The sequence below is a fragment of the Anaerococcus sp. C0059F3 genome (genome assembly GCF_056590475.1).
In genome coordinates, this window is the sequence record NZ_JBWPWE010000005.1 from 39,308 (window position 1) to 54,498 (window position 15,191).

The following is a 15,191-nucleotide window of genomic DNA, read 5'->3' on the forward strand; positions in this document are numbered from 1 at the left end:
GGCTTTTCAAAAATTCTATATTTATGGACAGATAAGGGAATAAATATAATAACAAGGAGGTCCTATGAGAAGAGATGAAATAGAAAAAATAAATAGGAAAAGGGATGACTTTCTTAGGGCTATCAAAGAATCTGACATTGCCTACATAAAAGATTTTTTTCCTCAAGTTAAGCTTATTTTTAAAGGAGAAGAGCTTGGAATAGGAAGCAGGGTAGTCAAGGATCCACTTAGAAGTCTTAAAAATATTAGCCTATCCTACAACACCCTTTATTTTGTAACTGCCTTAAGTGGTGGGATGGATCCGCTCATTGGTCACTATATGGCAGAAAAATATGCTATTTTAATAGAATACGTTGATAATGAAGACGACTTATGGAGTATACACGAAGAAATGCTATATAACTATGCTTCTAGGGAAAATAGACTTCATAATAAAAATCTTGATACATTATCTAGAAAGATAAATGCCTATATAGACAATAATTTTATGGAAGATATAAATAATGATAGCCTAGCTCTTCATTTTAATATATCCAAGGAACACATGATGAGGACTTATAAAAAGGAGACAGGTGATACAATAAATAATTATTTAGTCACAAAAAGAATAGACGAGGCCAAAGAACTTCTCCTCTTATCTGACCTATCTATGACAGAGATAGCTTTCAGAATTGGCTTTAAAAATTCTCAATATTTTTCTAATTCCTTCAAGAAAAATACAGGTTTTTCTCCAAAAGACTACAGAAAATCAAAATAAAATCATTAATTTATAAAAAACAGTCATTTTATTAGAAGAATTAAGCTGGGAAAACCTATATCATATAGGTATAAGTTTATTATTTAACTAACGATGTAATTAAGGAGGAAAAAATGAAGGTTTTAGGGCCGATAGAAGTAACAGAAAATTCTCATCCATTTTCGTCTATGAAATTTGCACGAAAAGTGATAAATGTAGAAGATTATGGTTTTGTAGAAGAAGAGTATTTTATTTCGGATTTTGCTAATGTATATGACTTTGATGAAGAAAAAGAAAAGGTTTTTAAATATCAGGAAAACATTCCCTACACTACTAGAATCCTAGTTAGAAGACCTAGTGCAAAAGAAGACTTCACCGGCAGATGTTACATAGATATAATGAATGCCTCTAATAACTATGATATAGAGGATTTATGGAGAAGATCTTATCTTCATATTATGGAAAATAACCATATGTATATAGGAGTTACATCCAAGCCTACAAATATCCTATCCCTAAAAAATTTTGACCTTGATAGGTATAGATCCCTATCAATGCCATTTAAAAATCCCGCTCCTCAACCAGCAGTCTTAGATCCTAGGACAGGGTCCATAGATGGTTGTGAAGACGGCCTTATTTGGGATATTCTCTATCAAGTAGGAAGAGAAGCCAAGAATAATCCACAAAGTTTCTGTGGTGGTTTAGATGTAAAATATCTATATTTAAGTGGACAAAGCCAATCAGGTATGTATCTAAACACCTATATCAATTTTATGCACAATTATTATAAGGACCAAGGATACGAGAAAGTATATGATGGCTACCTATCCTTAGCTTCTGGAGGATTGACAAGGGCCTTAAGACAAGATCCTGAGGAAAAACTAAATTTTGCTATAAGACCTAGCCGTGAAGAAGAAATAGATGTGCCAGTAATTACCTTTAATACTGAATGTGATTACTACTTATTTGGGGCAATGGGCGATGGCCTAGTAAAGACAAAAAATGAAAATTCGCCTACTAATAAGAGAAGGTATTACGACATGACAGCAGCTGCCCATACAGATGCAGCGAGTCCTCTAGTACCAACCAATGATGAGATTGAAAAAACTAAGTGCCCACCAAGGATTTTAGATAATGAATATGATTTTAGGTTAAATGATTTGAAATTCGACTATTATATCAATGCCATGCTTGATAGGCTCCATGAATGGGCGACAGGCGAAAATCCACCACAAATAATAGATCCAATCGACTTTGACAAGAAGGATGAATATGGACACCAGCTTGGAGGTTTAAGGTCTGTTTATTTGATAGTACCAAAGGCATCTTACCAAGCTTGTGACTTCCCTGGATCAACAAATGGAAAGATGGAATTTTTCTCTAAGGAAAAAATGCAAGAAATTTATGGAAGCTTCGAAAATTATTTAGAAAAATTTAAAGAAGTAGCCAAAGCTCAAGTCAAGGAAGGTCTTTTGACAGAAAATGATGCAAAAAGAGCTATTGACTGGGCAGAAAATGTAAATGAGTAAGAAGAGGAGAACTTATGAAAACTAGAGAATTTAGACCTTTTAGTAAAAAGGATCAGATAGGATATATAGCAGGAGATATGGCAGGTTCCTTTGTAAACCTAACCATGGATGCCTTCTTCCTAGTATTTTGTACTTATGTATTAAAGGTAGACCCAAAATTCATGTCAGGTCTATTCTTATTTGCTAGACTTTTTGACGCAATCAACGACCCACTTATAGGATCTTTGCCAGATAGGTTTTCTATCGGAAAGAGCGGAGATAAATTTAAACCTTTTATTAAAATCGCCATGTGGCCACTAGCTATATCCATTCTTTTAGGATTTTTTGATGTTACAAGATTAGGATTTTCCACAACAGCAACCCATATTTGGGTAGCCTTCACCTATATTCTTTATGGAATGAGTTATACAGGTACATCCATGCCATTTGGAGCTATGGCTACAGTAGTAACTCTTGACCCAACAGAAAGATCAAAGCTATCTGCAGCTAGAGCTATCGGTGGAATGGCAATCGGATATGGATTTTTATCTATAATACCAATGTTTATTTGGGATGCCAACAAGAACCCTAACCCAAACGGTTATATGACAGTAGCAATAATAGCAGCCCTAGGTTGTATAATTTTCTACTACATACTTTGTTCCCTAACCCAAGAAAGATATGCCCACCTAGCCCACAAGGCAAGTGATGGAAAAAGCGATTATTCATTCAAAGATGTAATAGGCCAAGCCTTCAAAAATAGAGCGATGATCGGCATCATGTTTGCTTCAATCGGATCATTAATTTATATAACAGGAAACTCTCAATTTGGTGGTTTTATCTTTAAGGAATTCTACCAAGCACCAAAGATGCAATCAGTTGCCATGTATGTTCAATTACCAGTAACAATTGCAATGTTCTTCATAGTGCCAAAGATGCAAGCGAAATTTGGAAAGAGAAATCTCCTTTTAGCCATGCTTACATGGAACTTTGCCCTTTCTCTATTTATATTTTTAAAACCACTTGAAAATGTAATGGCCTACATCATCCTTAACGCCCTAGCCAATCTTGGTCAGGTTACCTTCATAATGGTAGTTTGGGCCTTTGTTGCAGATGCTATCGACTATCACGAATATAAATTTAATTCTAGAAATGATGGAACCCTTTATTCTATCTACACCTTTGCTAGAAAAATCGGTTCAACCCTTGCAAGTTTCGGAGCAACAGCTGCCCTTGCTGCCATAGGTTTTATTGCTACAGCTGAAACTCAAAGTCCAGAAACTATATCCGCAATCAGGTACCTAGGTACATCTATACCTTTAATTGCCTCTATAATAGAGATAATCGGAATGAAGTTTATCTGGAATTTGACCAGAGAAGACTCTGAAGAGATTACAAAAGCCTTAAGAGAGGCAGAATGAGAAAAATAGATATCCATGTCCATACTTCTAAGGACCCTGGCCACACGATAAATGGCCAAGAACTAATAAATAAAGACCAAATGCTAGAATCAATGGAGAAAAGGGGGATAGATAAATCTGTTCTCATGTCCTCCTCAGCTAAGAAATCGGATTTGCTATCAAATGATGAACTTAGACAAATTTGCCAAGAGTCTGATAGGTTCTACTATATGTCTATGGTTGATTTTGAACAAGATATTAACAAACAGCTAGAAAGAGAAAAGGATCTAGGCTCGATTGGCATAGGAGAACTTGTTTACAACAAAGCCTTCAATAGTCCTGAAATTTTTAAGCTTTTACAAGCAGCTGAAAAATTAGAAATGCCAGTTTTATTTCACTTAAGTCCACAAATTGGCAAATACTATGGAGTTTATGATTTAAAAGGCCTGCCTTACCTGGAAGAAGCCCTTCAAAGATTTAAAAACCTGATCTTTATAGGCCATTCCCAAGCCTTTTGGTGTGAGATTTCTAAGTATGACGACAAAGACCCAGCCTACAGAGATTCTTATCCAAAAGGGCCAGTTGAAGAAGGTAGGATAGGTGGGCTTATGAGAAAATACCAAAATCTCTATGCAGACTTATCTGCTAACAGTGGAGCTAATGCTATCATGAGAGATAAAGATTATGGTATATCTTTTATCAAAGAATTTTCAGACAGGTTATTTTTTGGAACAGACACCTTTAATAAGGACCAAGAATTCCCACTTGATTCTTACCTTGAAAAGCTAGGTCAAGAAGGATTAATAGATAAAGAAGATTTGGAAAAAATTTATTATAGAAATTTTGAAAGAGTTTTTAAAATTAATGAATAATAAGGGACTTATGGAAGTCTTAGGAAAGAAAAAGGGGCTGTTGCAGAAGTTCCAATATAGAGAAAAGACGAGGAAACTAAATAACCTCGTCTTTTTTATGGTCTATTTTTCTAACATTTTTAAATGTTCTTTGGCAAGCCTAATATATTCTTCCATCACTTTTATTCTTGCGTATTTCTTTTGGTTTGAGCCCACTATTATCCATGGGGCGTAGGCTAGGTTGGTTCTTTCTAGCATTTCGTCCATGGCTTCGGTGTAGGCGTCCCATTTTTTGCGGTTGCGCCAGTCTTCGTCGGTGATTTTGTATTGTTTGTCTGGGTTTCTTTGTCTGTCTTTGAAGCGTTTAAGCTGTTCATCTTCATCAATTGTTACGAAAAATTTGATGATAAGGCTGCCGTGGTCGTAGATTTCTTTTTCCATGTTGGCAATTTCTCCGTAGGCCCTGTCCCATTCGTTGACTTTGGCGAAGCCTTCGACCCTTTCGACCATGACCCTTCCGTACCAGGAGCGGGAGAAGATGCTAACGTAGCCGTCTTTTGGAAGTTTAGTGTAGAATCTCCAGAGATAATTTCTGTCGAGTTCCTCCTTGGATGGGGCGGAAATCCCGTAGACTGTATAAAGTCTTGGGTCAACGTCCTTGATTAACCTCTCGATGGCCCCGTCCTTGCCAGCTGCGTCCACTCCTTCAAAGACTAAGACCTGGCTGATGCCTTTTTCGTAATATTTATACATCAAATCTGCCACTTCTTTTTGGAGTTTGGCCTTCTTTTTCTGGTAGTCTTCCTCGGAAATTTCTTTTGAAAGGTCTAGGCTTTTGAGAATTGACTTGCCTTTTACATAGGTTCTTTCGGTGTTTTCATTTTCCTTTCTTTGCCTAATGACCCTTTCAAGACCCTGGCTTAGCCTATCGATGGCTATTCCCAAGGCTTCTTTGGAGGCGGCTTTCCTGTCGTTGGAGTCGATTATATCCCAAGGGGCATAAGGGAAATCTGTGGCTTCTAGTAGTTTTTTGAAATGTTTTTCATAGGCCTCATAGTCTTTTTCTTGGTCCTTATCAAGGCCGTCTATATAAAAATCTTTTTTGACAGAATCTTTAAGGTCTTTAATTCTAGCCTTTTGCACGTCCTTATCGACATTTAAGAAAAATTTGATGATAATTGTTTGATCGTCAAAAAGGGCCTTTTCTGTATTTTTGATTGAAGAAATCCTAGCCTCGATTTCCTTATCGGAAAGCTTTAGATTTTCAAAAAGTTTGTAGTAAAAAGACCTGTCAAAAATCTTTATATTGCCCTTTTTAGGTACATTTACCCAAAATTTCCTGATGAAAGGATAGGAATCATCCCAAGCATCGTCCTTGTCAGGCGCAGCCACGTCAAAATTTTTGGCGGCAAATTCTCTAGTCAAATCCTTGATCACATAGCCCCTGCCCGAAGATTCCCAGCCGTCAACGATTATTAATATTGGAATATTAAGGTCAGAGCAAATCCTAGCCATTCTGCCCAGCCTCTCTGCCAATTCTGACCTCTTAAAATCTTGAAATTCTAGCTTCCTATTTGTAGAAATAATATTAGCCATAAACACCATCCTTTCCTATCTTTAATCTATTTTTACCCCCAAAACCATCTTTCCCACAAAAAAAGAGACCTAAGTCTCTTAAAGTTTTTTAAAAAAATTATTAATTTCCATAAACACCTGGCTGCTTTCTTCAAGGTCTGGGTGGGTGATGGCAAAGCCGTGGCCCAGTGGATGGGAATCAGTTTTCTTGAAATCAAGAAAGATATTTTTAATATTTCTCTCATCTAGGAAATTTTTTATAGACAGAGCCTGGTCCCTGATAAAGTCTTCCTCGCTAGTTGTAATGATGGTTGGCAGTAAAATTGTATTTGTAAGAGCCTTTAAAATGTCATCTGTAAAAGGAATTTGATCTTGGGTTAAGCCGCGTCTAGCAGGTTCGTTTATGAGAGAAAGAGAACCGGATTTTAAAAGGCCTATCATAGGAGAAATCAAAGCCATTCCTGAAATTCTGATGTCTTTAGCCTTGATGCCAAAAATTTCCCTGAAATTTTCATCTTTCATAATGGCTAAGGCCGCCAAGGTCAAAAATGAACCCGCTGAATCAGAAGTCAGAAAAATCTTATCGGACCTTAGATTTAACCTGTGAGAATTTTCATAAATATAAGTAAGGCCATCAATAACGTCCTTTATCTGATCCCTTAAAGTCACATCCGGCAAGAGCCTGTAGTTTATATTGGCAACATTAAAACCAAACTTAGCCATATAAACACAAGCCTGTTTGCAAATTTCCTTAATCCCATAAACAAGCCCACCACCGTGGACATTAATCACAGTAGGAAGGAGATTTCCGGAAGAATTGCCATAATAAATATCAAAATTATGGTACAAATCCCCGTCGTCCTTATAAGAAAGGTCAGCAAGAACCTCAACCCCATCAAGACTATAAGAAGCACAGGCCAGACGCTTGCGGTCATTTTTATTCAACATTTCTATAATATCTTCTAGACCCAAATCAGGATAAAGGTCTGGATGTTTTTTTACCATAGGGCCCCCTAAAACTCTATAATTTAGTGTACCACAAATACGTTGGAGAGCTCAAGGGAATAATAATTATTATTTTTAATACTTCAAGAGACCAAGAGTTGGCTACAATATATATTTAAAAAATAAGTTTACAAGATCTTCATAATTATCAATTGCTTCTAAGTCTCCATTATTTAATACTAGATTTATTATTTTGAAAAATTCTTTCATAGAATATTTGCTATAATCATCAGCTCTAGCAGCTATAACAAAAATATATTGAACTGTGTCTACCTTCCATTTGATTGGTTTTCTAAGTTTAATGAATGATAGGGAACTATTTTTTATATATTTCTGATTGCCGTGGACTAAAGCAAATTTCTTGCCAATCTCGGTTGACTCAAGTTCTTCTCTTTTTAAAAGAGATTCAAAATAATTTTCATTAACCAGACCTTTTTCTAAAAGTACATCTGCAATATATTTTAGAACATCATATTTGTTATCAATATCTAAATTAAAACTAGAGGTATCCTTATTTAAGATATTTATGAACTTATTCTCTATATATACATCTTTTTTCAAATCTCTTACATCAAAGCTATTATCATTGCTGATTGGTATTTTAAAATAATCTACTGCTCCTAGATCAATAGTTGAAAATACTAGATAGTCGTTAAAGTCTTGGTTTATAAACTCTCTATAGGTTAAAATTTTTTCAAAGTCAATCCAGTTAAGATTTGATTCTAAGACTGTTTTTAAATATTGGTTAAGTCCGCTTCTGAAATCTGAAACGATAACTGCTTTTTGTTTTTGGACACTGTCTTTCTCAAAACTTAGTATGTATATAACAATATAAGCAATTTCATAGAGTGGGATGTTGATATTATATAAATCGTAGAAATCCTCAGCTACATTCATAATTTCATTGAAATAAAACGCTTGTTTTTTTATGATATCATCGTAAACTGGGTTATCTATTTTTTCTCCCTTTTTTATCCTCGAAAACATTAGAAGAAGGTGTTTGCGGATTAATTCTTCTTTTTCTTTCGAATCGAATAAATAGTTATTATTAGCGTAGGAGAGATGGTCTTTGAGAAGGTTTATAAAATTATTAGCATTTATAATTATTTTTTCGTCGTAAATAAAATAAGAACTTAAATCTATTTTCTTAAATACTCCTATTAAGTAGTTAGCTATCTGATTTTTGTTTAACACTATGTAATGAAGCTTCATAAGGTTGAACATGCTTGTTGCATAATGCTGATAGTGTGAATCCCTAAGCTTTTCCGAATTATCCAAGTTTTTATTTATTATATAATAGATATGCGCCTTTAATAATCTGTGAATTTTCTTATCGATATTATATTTTATAGAAAAAACATAAATTATTGAATTTATCTTATCTATATCAATTTTATCCAGTATCTTTTGAAATAGTTTGTCAAATGTTTCATCATTAGGGGACTTAATAAGTACATCTCTAAGCAAGTCATACTTATTTGAGAATTTATCTTCTATAACAATTCCTATTTTTTCTCTGATATCCAAATCTATCTTATAGGAAGCAAAAATATTTTTTATTTCGAGCAAATACTTGTTTGCAGAGTAATAAGATAGGTAGTAAGAGGACATGATAGACGATATAGTTTTTAAATTATCATTTAGTAGGTCGATAATTATTAGGTTTAGAGTCTGGTCATATTCACTATTAGTGAACATTTCAAGCTTTATACCTTCTCCATACTTTTTGTGAATTTTATATGAAATTGACTTATTTCTAAAATGTTCCTCTATCCTATCTAAGCAATTATAAATTGTTCTTCTTGACAAGTTTGTTGAATCACAGATTTCATCTATGCTTATATATGATTTTTGTTTTTTTAAAAAATCTAATAAGATTTCATCGTTGTGATTCAATATTAACTCCTAGTTAAGTTTGAGATTTGCTAAGTCGCTTGCTTTAATTACATTGGTTCTTTCTAGTTCTGTCAGCTCGTCTGCCAAGAAAGTGTTGTAAGTTTTATCTTTGATTTTATATTCTTCTTCCTTGTCTATATTAGGATTGTACAATCTCAACAATAATTTGTCGCCATATTCTTCTTTTTTGAGTGTTGAGAAAATTACATTACCTTCGACTTCTAATAAGGAATAATCCTTATCTAATGCTTTGTGGTCCTTAGGAATTACAAAATTATTAGTATTATCTAGGATTTCTCCGGCTTGATATGCAAAAGGTTTGTTTAGTGCGTCATGGGCAAACTTGTGCATGTCGTAGTAGTTTTTATCACAATCTCTAATATAAAAATTTGTTTTGATAGTTTTGCCCATCATTTCGTGACCTAATTCTTTTTTATATACACCAGATGCACGACCAGGTCTATCATTAAGATTTTCTTTTCCTAGATATGGTATTGATCTAAAAGTTGTAAGAGCTATTTTTGAATGATCTAGGATTTCGTACTCCCTAACACCATCACTTACAACTTGCACAGTCTTATCAGAATCTAAACCAGCAAAAGAAATCATTGGCTCGATTCCTCTTGGCTTTTCATCCCATTTTTCATCTTTCCAATTAGAGTATTTGTTATAATCAACTTCTCTTATTATTGTAGAAAATTGATTATCAGATAAAGAATAGTCAGAAGAAATCTTGCTTGCCACTACTAACCTATCCCTGTGCTCATGGATTTGGTTTGTAGTTTCTTGGCTTACTTCAATAAATTTCTTTCCTTTGTATAAGGTAATATCTATTTTAGAAACTAAATAAGCATTCAAAATGCCTTTTTCTCTATCTTTGAGATTAGATGGTAGGATTCTTTTGAGATTAAAAGATAATTTTTCAAAGAAAATGTTCTTTTCAACCCTAACATTATCTACAGTACCTTCGTTTATATACAAATCTTTGCTTGGACTTGAATAATCGTAAGAATCTCCTTCGTCACCGTTATTTTCTAGATAAATTTCTGATATATTACTATCTCCAACCACCTTGATATGGCCATTATCCTCTAATACTATTTTATAGAATTCATTTTCTATATAATCGCAGGAAGTTTTCTTTATTTCGCATTCCTTTAACTCTTTAGATTCAATTATATCATAAGTTTGATAACCCATTGGAAGAAATGAATCGAAAATTAGAACTTCAAACTTATTTAATCTATCATAATTATTAAGATTTGAAGATTCTTCATTATTGACTCCTATTTCTTTTTGAGATTTTTTAAGGTCATCAGTAAAATCTTCTCTAGATAAGATTAGATAGTCTATATTCTTGCCATCTCTTTTAATTTCAAAATTTTCAAAAGGTACAAGGATCTCAAACTTAATGAAGTCATCCCTCTTATTTGGAGAAAGGTTATAGGCTTGGAATGAGAAATCTTTTGGCTGTATCCTATCACCAATTCTCCTACAGATTAAATCAATAAGGTTAGAAGCATAGTCATAAGCTATATCGTAGCGATTTTCTATAAATTTATTTGTAAGGTCTGAATTGCACATTCCTATTGAATCGTGGGCAGAATTATCAAGCATAAGTCTCCAAATTTTCTCGATGATTTCTGATTCATACCTTAATCCTAAATTATAAGCTAAACTCATAAGTGGCTCTAGTTTGTGAGAAATGAGTCTTTCTAAGAAGTTATTTTTATTTTTAAGATCTGCTCTTGTTGAGAAAATAGACTTGTGAGTTCTAGAAAATTGCCCAAAGGTAAATTCGCCGGAATATTCTTTCAAGTTGTCTTTGTTAGCCTCAAATAATTCGTCTAGAGAATCTTCTAATGAAGCGATTTTTATATCCATACCTGAAGCTTCATTTAATTTTTGAAGATTTTTTCTTACAGGTTTTTGATCTTCTCCATTAAATAAGATATATGGTTCTCTATTACCAAATTTTTCAAGTTTAGAAATTAATTCTTCAAAATATTCTTCATTAGCATCGTTTGGAGGATATGCCATTACACCATAGTGATAGATGTTAAATGATTTTATTTTATCACCACTATTAGATTTCCAGATAAACTCCCTGTCTTTAAGAAGATGATCTGCAATTCCCCTTCTGAAAACTGCATATTTTAAATTAAACTGATTAAATAGCATCGGTAATTGGGAGCTCATACCAAAGCTATCAGGAAGGTATCCGATTTTTTGATATCCGCCATATTTATTAGAATCTTTTATGCCATAAAGAAGGTTTCTTAATATACTTTCTCCTGAAATTACAAGGGTGTCAGTTTGAGTGTACCAAGGGCCTGTAATTAGCCTCCTTTCTCTAACAAGTTTTTTTACTAATTCTTCTTTTTCGGGACGAAATTTTAGATAATCATCTATTATAGATGTTTGTCCATCCAGTAAAAAAGAATGAAATTCTTGATTTTCATCAAGAAAATCAAGAATTTCATCAAAAACAAATGTTGAATAAATCTCAGACCTTTGAGATGTAAAATACCATTCTCTATCCCAATGGGTATGAGCTATCACATTTACTTTATTCATAGTTTACCTCAGGTAATTTACCCTTTTTAATTTGGTTGTTTCTGTATAGTATATTTATAACGGCTATAAATAGGGAACCGATTAATATACCACCGACATATTGTAGGATACCTGATACTAAAGGCCATGCCCAGATTGCTGATTCTGGGAACCATTGAACAGCTCCAGTAACAACTGCAAATAGAGATCCAATTACTGAACCGATTACGTAAAGAGGAACTGTAAATGCTGGATTTTCAAGAGCAAATGGAATAGCACCTTCACTTATTCCCATGAATGCTAAGAAAATTGAAGTTTTACCAGCTTCTTTAAATTGTCTATCATAAACTCTTCTGCCTACTATATATTTATCAAGTATTGTTGATAAGCCAAGACCGATAGAAGGAGTAACGATTGCTATAACCCTAGCTGTAATAGGCATAACTTTATCAACTGTAAATCCAGTTGCAACAAATCCTGCCGCCTTATTTACAGCTCCACCTAAGTCAAAGGCTGTAAATATAGATAGAAGTATTGAGTAAACTATTTGTCCACTTTTTCCTGCAGATTCAAGTAAGTTTTTAACTTGACCATTTAAGAATGCACCAAATGGAGTTATAACGTATAGCATTAGTATCATTGTTGTAAGTATACCAATTAATGGGATAAGGAATGTTGTTTTGAAAGCCATCCAATTGTGACTTACTTTGATTTTTTCATTTAATAACTTTATAAAGTAACCTATAATGAAAGCTATTAATAAACCACCTAAAAATCCAGAAGGAGCAGGGGTAGCGCCTTCAAAAACGCCTTCAGTTAAAACTAGTCGTTCTATTGGCTTGTTTGCAACTATACCACCCATAAAACCACATATTAATGCAGTCTTACCACCAATTGAGTTAGCGGTGAATGCAGCGAAAATTGGAATTGCAAAACCAAATAGGGTAAATCCAAATTTTGACAATACATCAGCTAAGTTGAGCATTGTAAGAGAAGTTCCAGTAAAATTACCCGAATTCATAGCATCAACAATTGAAACTGATGGATCTATTTTTAAAAATACATAAGGAATAAGCTGTGATATAGCACCTAAAAGTCCTCCCATGATTAAAACAGGAATCATATAGGAAATACCAGTCATCAAGTGTTTTTGTACCTCGGTAAATTTTGAATTTGAGGTTTTCATGTTGGTATTAATATTTTTTGGACTGCTATTATCTGATCCGATTTTTCTTTTTGTAATTGCCATAATAATCCTCCTAGCTATTTAAGTCGTCTTCTATTTCTTGGATGATACCATCAGGATTTTTGATTGCTTCAGCCAAACTTACTTCATAAACCTCATAACCTTCAAACCTCTCCATATTTTGAGGAGTGATAGCTGTTGATAATAAAATAATATCAGCTTCTGCTAGGTCTTCAGCTGTGAGTTCATTTTGGATGCCATCAGATCCTTGGGTTTCTATTTTGCATTCATAACCTTTTTTTTCGGCAGCTTTTTGTATAGCTTCCGCAGCCATAAATGTATGAGCTAAACCCATAGTGCAAGCACATAAACCAACAAATTTCTTCATATTATTCTCCTAATTCTTGTATTTTCTCAAATACTTCATCTTCAGATGCGTTTAGGCAAAAATCTCTAAATTCTGCATCTACAAGTTTTCTGCTGAGATTAGCAAGTAGAGAAATGTGAACATCTCCGTCTTTGCTAAATAGAGCAATAACAACCTTAACCATAGAGCCATCCCAATCAATTTCATCTTTAAGTCTTAAAAAAATTAAGGAAGTCTCCAAGACATTGCTACTTTTTGCATGGGGAATAGCAAAAGGTGGGAGCAAGGCTGTGCTCATGATCTCTTCTCTCTTAACTAATTCATCTTTGATGGACTTCTTATCAGAAATTAGACCAGTCTTAAAAGCTTGGTCAACCAAGAAATCAAAACACTCGTCCTGACTTTTGAGGTCTACATCAAAGATAGCGTTTTCACGATACATAACAATCATCTCCTTTATTGAATTATAACCAAAAATGTAAAGAAATATTCATAAATTTTTTCACAATTACTTGCACATTTTCGAATTATTAATTATTGGATGCATAATTAATAAAATATCGCATGGGCTTTTTTTATCTTTATTCTAAAATATATAAATTTTTCAAATAATAGAGTAAATATTTTTGTAAATGGGGAGATTTCCCCCCATCTGCCTCTAATATATCTAGTAATTTTGCTAATTTTTTCATATTTAGGTACGCAAATGTTAGCGGTGTATCATACTCATTTTAGCTCTGCCTATCATGTTGGTATATCTGTAGCTATGGTATTCTTTTGCACTTCCGAATTGTCTTTCTATTGTTTCTTTTCTTTGCTTGTATTCGGTTTTTCCTGACTTGGTTAATCTGTACCATTCGCAATAGTCTATGTATTCTTGCCGAATATGTCTAATTATTACTTTTACTTTGCTTTTACTTTTTGTACACTTACTTAAAGATGGACAGTTTTCACATAAACTCTTTTTGCTTTTATATATTCTGTAGCCTTCTCTATTTGTTGTTGAGTAGAGGAGTATTTTGTTTTCTGAATATATGTAGCAGTCGTTTGTTTGGTCATATTTGTATTGTTTTGGATAGAATGATTCTTTATCGTTTCTTCTTCCTTTTGGTTTTGTGTATGGCAATACCGGCATTATTCCTTTATCTACTAGTTCTTTTGCTATCGATGGTATTTTGTATCCAGCATCCATTACTATTTTTTCTGGTTGGTATTTTTCTAATTTTTCATTGAAGAATGATGGGAAGGTTGTGGAGTCGTGTAGGTTTGCTGGGTAGGCTTTGTATCCTAATATCCATCCATTTTTATCACATGATGTTTGTAGTGAGTAGGCGTATGCTTCTTTGTGATTTCCTTTATGGAATAGTCCACTTACTGAATCTGTTGTTGATTGGATGATTTCTTTTTTCTTCTAGTATTTCACCTTCTGGGTAATCAAAGTCATATTTGCCATTGTTGTTTCTATCTTCATTTACTTCTTTTTCTAGTTTTCTTTGATATGATTTTACTTTTTTCTTTATTTTTACTTTTTGGTTTTTATGTCTGTTGGCGTGGGCTTTTACATGGGTTGAGTCTACAAATTGTATTTTTGTGTCTACAAATCCATGGGCCAGTGCTTGGGTTAGGATGTTTTCGAATATTTGATTGAATATGTCGGTGTTTTTGAATCTTCTTTCATAGTTTTTCCGAAGGTTGAAAAGTGTGGGACTTTATCGTAGAAGTCTAGGCCTAAGAACCATCGATAGGCTAAGTTTACTTCTACTTATCTTATTATTTGCCTCATGCTATTTATGTTGAAGAAGTATTGTAGAATTAGTAGTTTTATTAATACTACTGGGTCTATACTTGATCTACCTGCTGTTTGTGAGTATTTTTCTTCTACTAGGTCGTATATGAAGTTAAAGTTTATGTATTTATCTATTTTTCTTAATATGTGCTCTTTTGTAACTAGTTGTTCTACTGATACAATTTGAATTTGATCAGTATTATTCTTTTCGTTTTTATGTAGCGTCAGTTTCTCCATTCTTGGTATGTTTATGCCAAAAAAACGGCTAGATTTAAGCATTTATCGCATAGAAAAAGTAGATGGAGTTGTGCCTTTCATCTACTTT

Annotated in this window: 12 protein-coding genes and 1 pseudogene; 4 read left to right on the top strand and 9 right to left on the bottom strand. The window is 33.5% G+C overall.

What is annotated here, in order from left to right; all coding sequences use genetic code 11:
* The first annotated feature begins 64 nt into the window (after window positions 1-64).
* The 4 genes from AC1EJ5_RS04325 (at window position 65) to AC1EJ5_RS04340 (ending at window position 4,516) form a co-directional block, all read left to right on the top strand.
* Entirely contained in the window at window positions 65-757 is a 693-nt protein-coding gene (locus AC1EJ5_RS04325; RefSeq protein ID WP_308748588.1) for an AraC family transcriptional regulator, read from the top strand.
* Between the two features lie 113 nt (window positions 758-870).
* Entirely contained in the window at window positions 871-2,265 is a 1,395-nt protein-coding gene (locus tag AC1EJ5_RS04330; protein WP_308748589.1) for an alpha/beta hydrolase domain-containing protein, read from the top strand.
* A gap of 14 nt (window positions 2,266-2,279) precedes the next feature.
* Window positions 2,280-3,665: an MFS transporter gene (locus AC1EJ5_RS04335; protein ID WP_308748590.1), complete on the top strand. Its 1,386-nt coding sequence runs from the start codon at window positions 2,280-2,282 to the stop codon at window positions 3,663-3,665.
* On the top strand, window positions 3,662-4,516 hold the full coding sequence (locus AC1EJ5_RS04340; protein WP_308748591.1) for an amidohydrolase family protein: 855 nt from the start codon (window positions 3,662-3,664) through the stop codon (window positions 4,514-4,516). Before AC1EJ5_RS04335 ends, AC1EJ5_RS04340 begins: the two co-directional genes overlap by 4 nt.
* A gap of 102 nt (window positions 4,517-4,618) precedes the next feature.
* Here AC1EJ5_RS04340 and AC1EJ5_RS04345 read toward each other — a convergent pair whose 3' ends face one another.
* From AC1EJ5_RS04345 to AC1EJ5_RS04385, 9 genes and pseudogenes are all read right to left on the bottom strand, one after another.
* Window positions 4,619-6,091: a hypothetical protein gene (locus AC1EJ5_RS04345; RefSeq protein ID WP_308748592.1), complete on the bottom strand. Its 1,473-nt coding sequence runs from the start codon at window positions 6,089-6,091 to the stop codon at window positions 4,619-4,621.
* Between the two features lie 78 nt (window positions 6,092-6,169).
* On the bottom strand, window positions 6,170-7,075 hold the full coding sequence (locus AC1EJ5_RS04350) for an alpha/beta hydrolase (protein WP_308748593.1): 906 nt from the start codon (window positions 7,073-7,075) through the stop codon (window positions 6,170-6,172).
* A 102-nt stretch (window positions 7,076-7,177) separates the two neighbouring features.
* The gene (locus tag AC1EJ5_RS04355; protein ID WP_308748594.1) at window positions 7,178-8,971 is read right to left on the bottom strand and encodes a BglG family transcription antiterminator; all 1,794 of its coding nucleotides are present in this window, start codon (window positions 8,969-8,971) and stop codon (window positions 7,178-7,180) included.
* 9 nt (window positions 8,972-8,980) lie between these two features.
* The gene (locus AC1EJ5_RS04360; RefSeq protein ID WP_308748595.1) at window positions 8,981-11,548 is read right to left on the bottom strand and encodes a glycoside hydrolase family 38 N-terminal domain-containing protein; all 2,568 of its coding nucleotides are present in this window, start codon (window positions 11,546-11,548) and stop codon (window positions 8,981-8,983) included.
* Window positions 11,541-12,776 carry a PTS fructose transporter subunit IIC gene (locus AC1EJ5_RS04365; protein WP_308748596.1) on the bottom strand — a complete coding sequence of 412 codons (1,236 nt, stop codon included), beginning with the start codon at window positions 12,774-12,776 and terminating at the stop codon, window positions 11,541-11,543. Before AC1EJ5_RS04365 ends, AC1EJ5_RS04360 begins: the two co-directional genes overlap by 8 nt.
* A gap of 10 nt (window positions 12,777-12,786) precedes the next feature.
* Window positions 12,787-13,101: a PTS fructose transporter subunit IIB gene (locus AC1EJ5_RS04370; RefSeq protein ID WP_223418641.1), complete on the bottom strand. Its 315-nt coding sequence runs from the start codon at window positions 13,099-13,101 to the stop codon at window positions 12,787-12,789.
* A gap of 1 nt (window position 13,102) precedes the next feature.
* Window positions 13,103-13,522, bottom strand: a complete 420-nt coding sequence (locus tag AC1EJ5_RS04375; RefSeq protein ID WP_223418644.1) for a PTS sugar transporter subunit IIA — start codon at window positions 13,520-13,522, stop codon at window positions 13,103-13,105.
* A 267-nt stretch (window positions 13,523-13,789) separates the two neighbouring features.
* Window positions 13,790-14,479, bottom strand: a complete 690-nt coding sequence (locus tag AC1EJ5_RS04380) for a transposase (RefSeq protein ID WP_479814884.1) — start codon at window positions 14,477-14,479, stop codon at window positions 13,790-13,792.
* 222 nt (window positions 14,480-14,701) lie between these two features.
* Window positions 14,702-15,145: pseudogene (locus tag AC1EJ5_RS04385) on the bottom strand (transposase).
* Window positions 15,146-15,191 lie beyond the last annotated feature (46 nt).

Bases quoted from the DNA above. Each gene is read 5' to 3' on its own strand.
- AC1EJ5_RS04325 (WP_308748588.1), top strand. From the start codon at position 65: ATGAGAAGAGATGAAATAGAAAAAATAAATAGGAAAAGGGATGACTTT.
- AC1EJ5_RS04330 (WP_308748589.1), top strand. From the start codon at position 871: ATGAAGGTTTTAGGGCCGATAGAAGTAACAGAAAATTCTCATCCATTT.
- AC1EJ5_RS04335 (WP_308748590.1), top strand. From the start codon at position 2,280: ATGAAAACTAGAGAATTTAGACCTTTTAGTAAAAAGGATCAGATAGGA.
- AC1EJ5_RS04340 (WP_308748591.1), top strand. From the start codon at position 3,662: ATGAGAAAAATAGATATCCATGTCCATACTTCTAAGGACCCTGGCCAC.
- AC1EJ5_RS04345 (WP_308748592.1), bottom strand. From the start codon at position 6,091: ATGGCTAATATTATTTCTACAAATAGGAAGCTAGAATTTCAAGATTTT.
- AC1EJ5_RS04350 (WP_308748593.1), bottom strand. From the start codon at position 7,075: ATGGTAAAAAAACATCCAGACCTTTATCCTGATTTGGGTCTAGAAGAT.
- AC1EJ5_RS04360 (WP_308748595.1), bottom strand. From the start codon at position 11,548: ATGAATAAAGTAAATGTGATAGCTCATACCCATTGGGATAGAGAATGG.
- AC1EJ5_RS04365 (WP_308748596.1), bottom strand. From the start codon at position 12,776: ATGGCAATTACAAAAAGAAAAATCGGATCAGATAATAGCAGTCCAAAA.
- AC1EJ5_RS04370 (WP_223418641.1), bottom strand. From the start codon at position 13,101: ATGAAGAAATTTGTTGGTTTATGTGCTTGCACTATGGGTTTAGCTCAT.
- AC1EJ5_RS04375 (WP_223418644.1), bottom strand. From the start codon at position 13,522: ATGTATCGTGAAAACGCTATCTTTGATGTAGACCTCAAAAGTCAGGAC.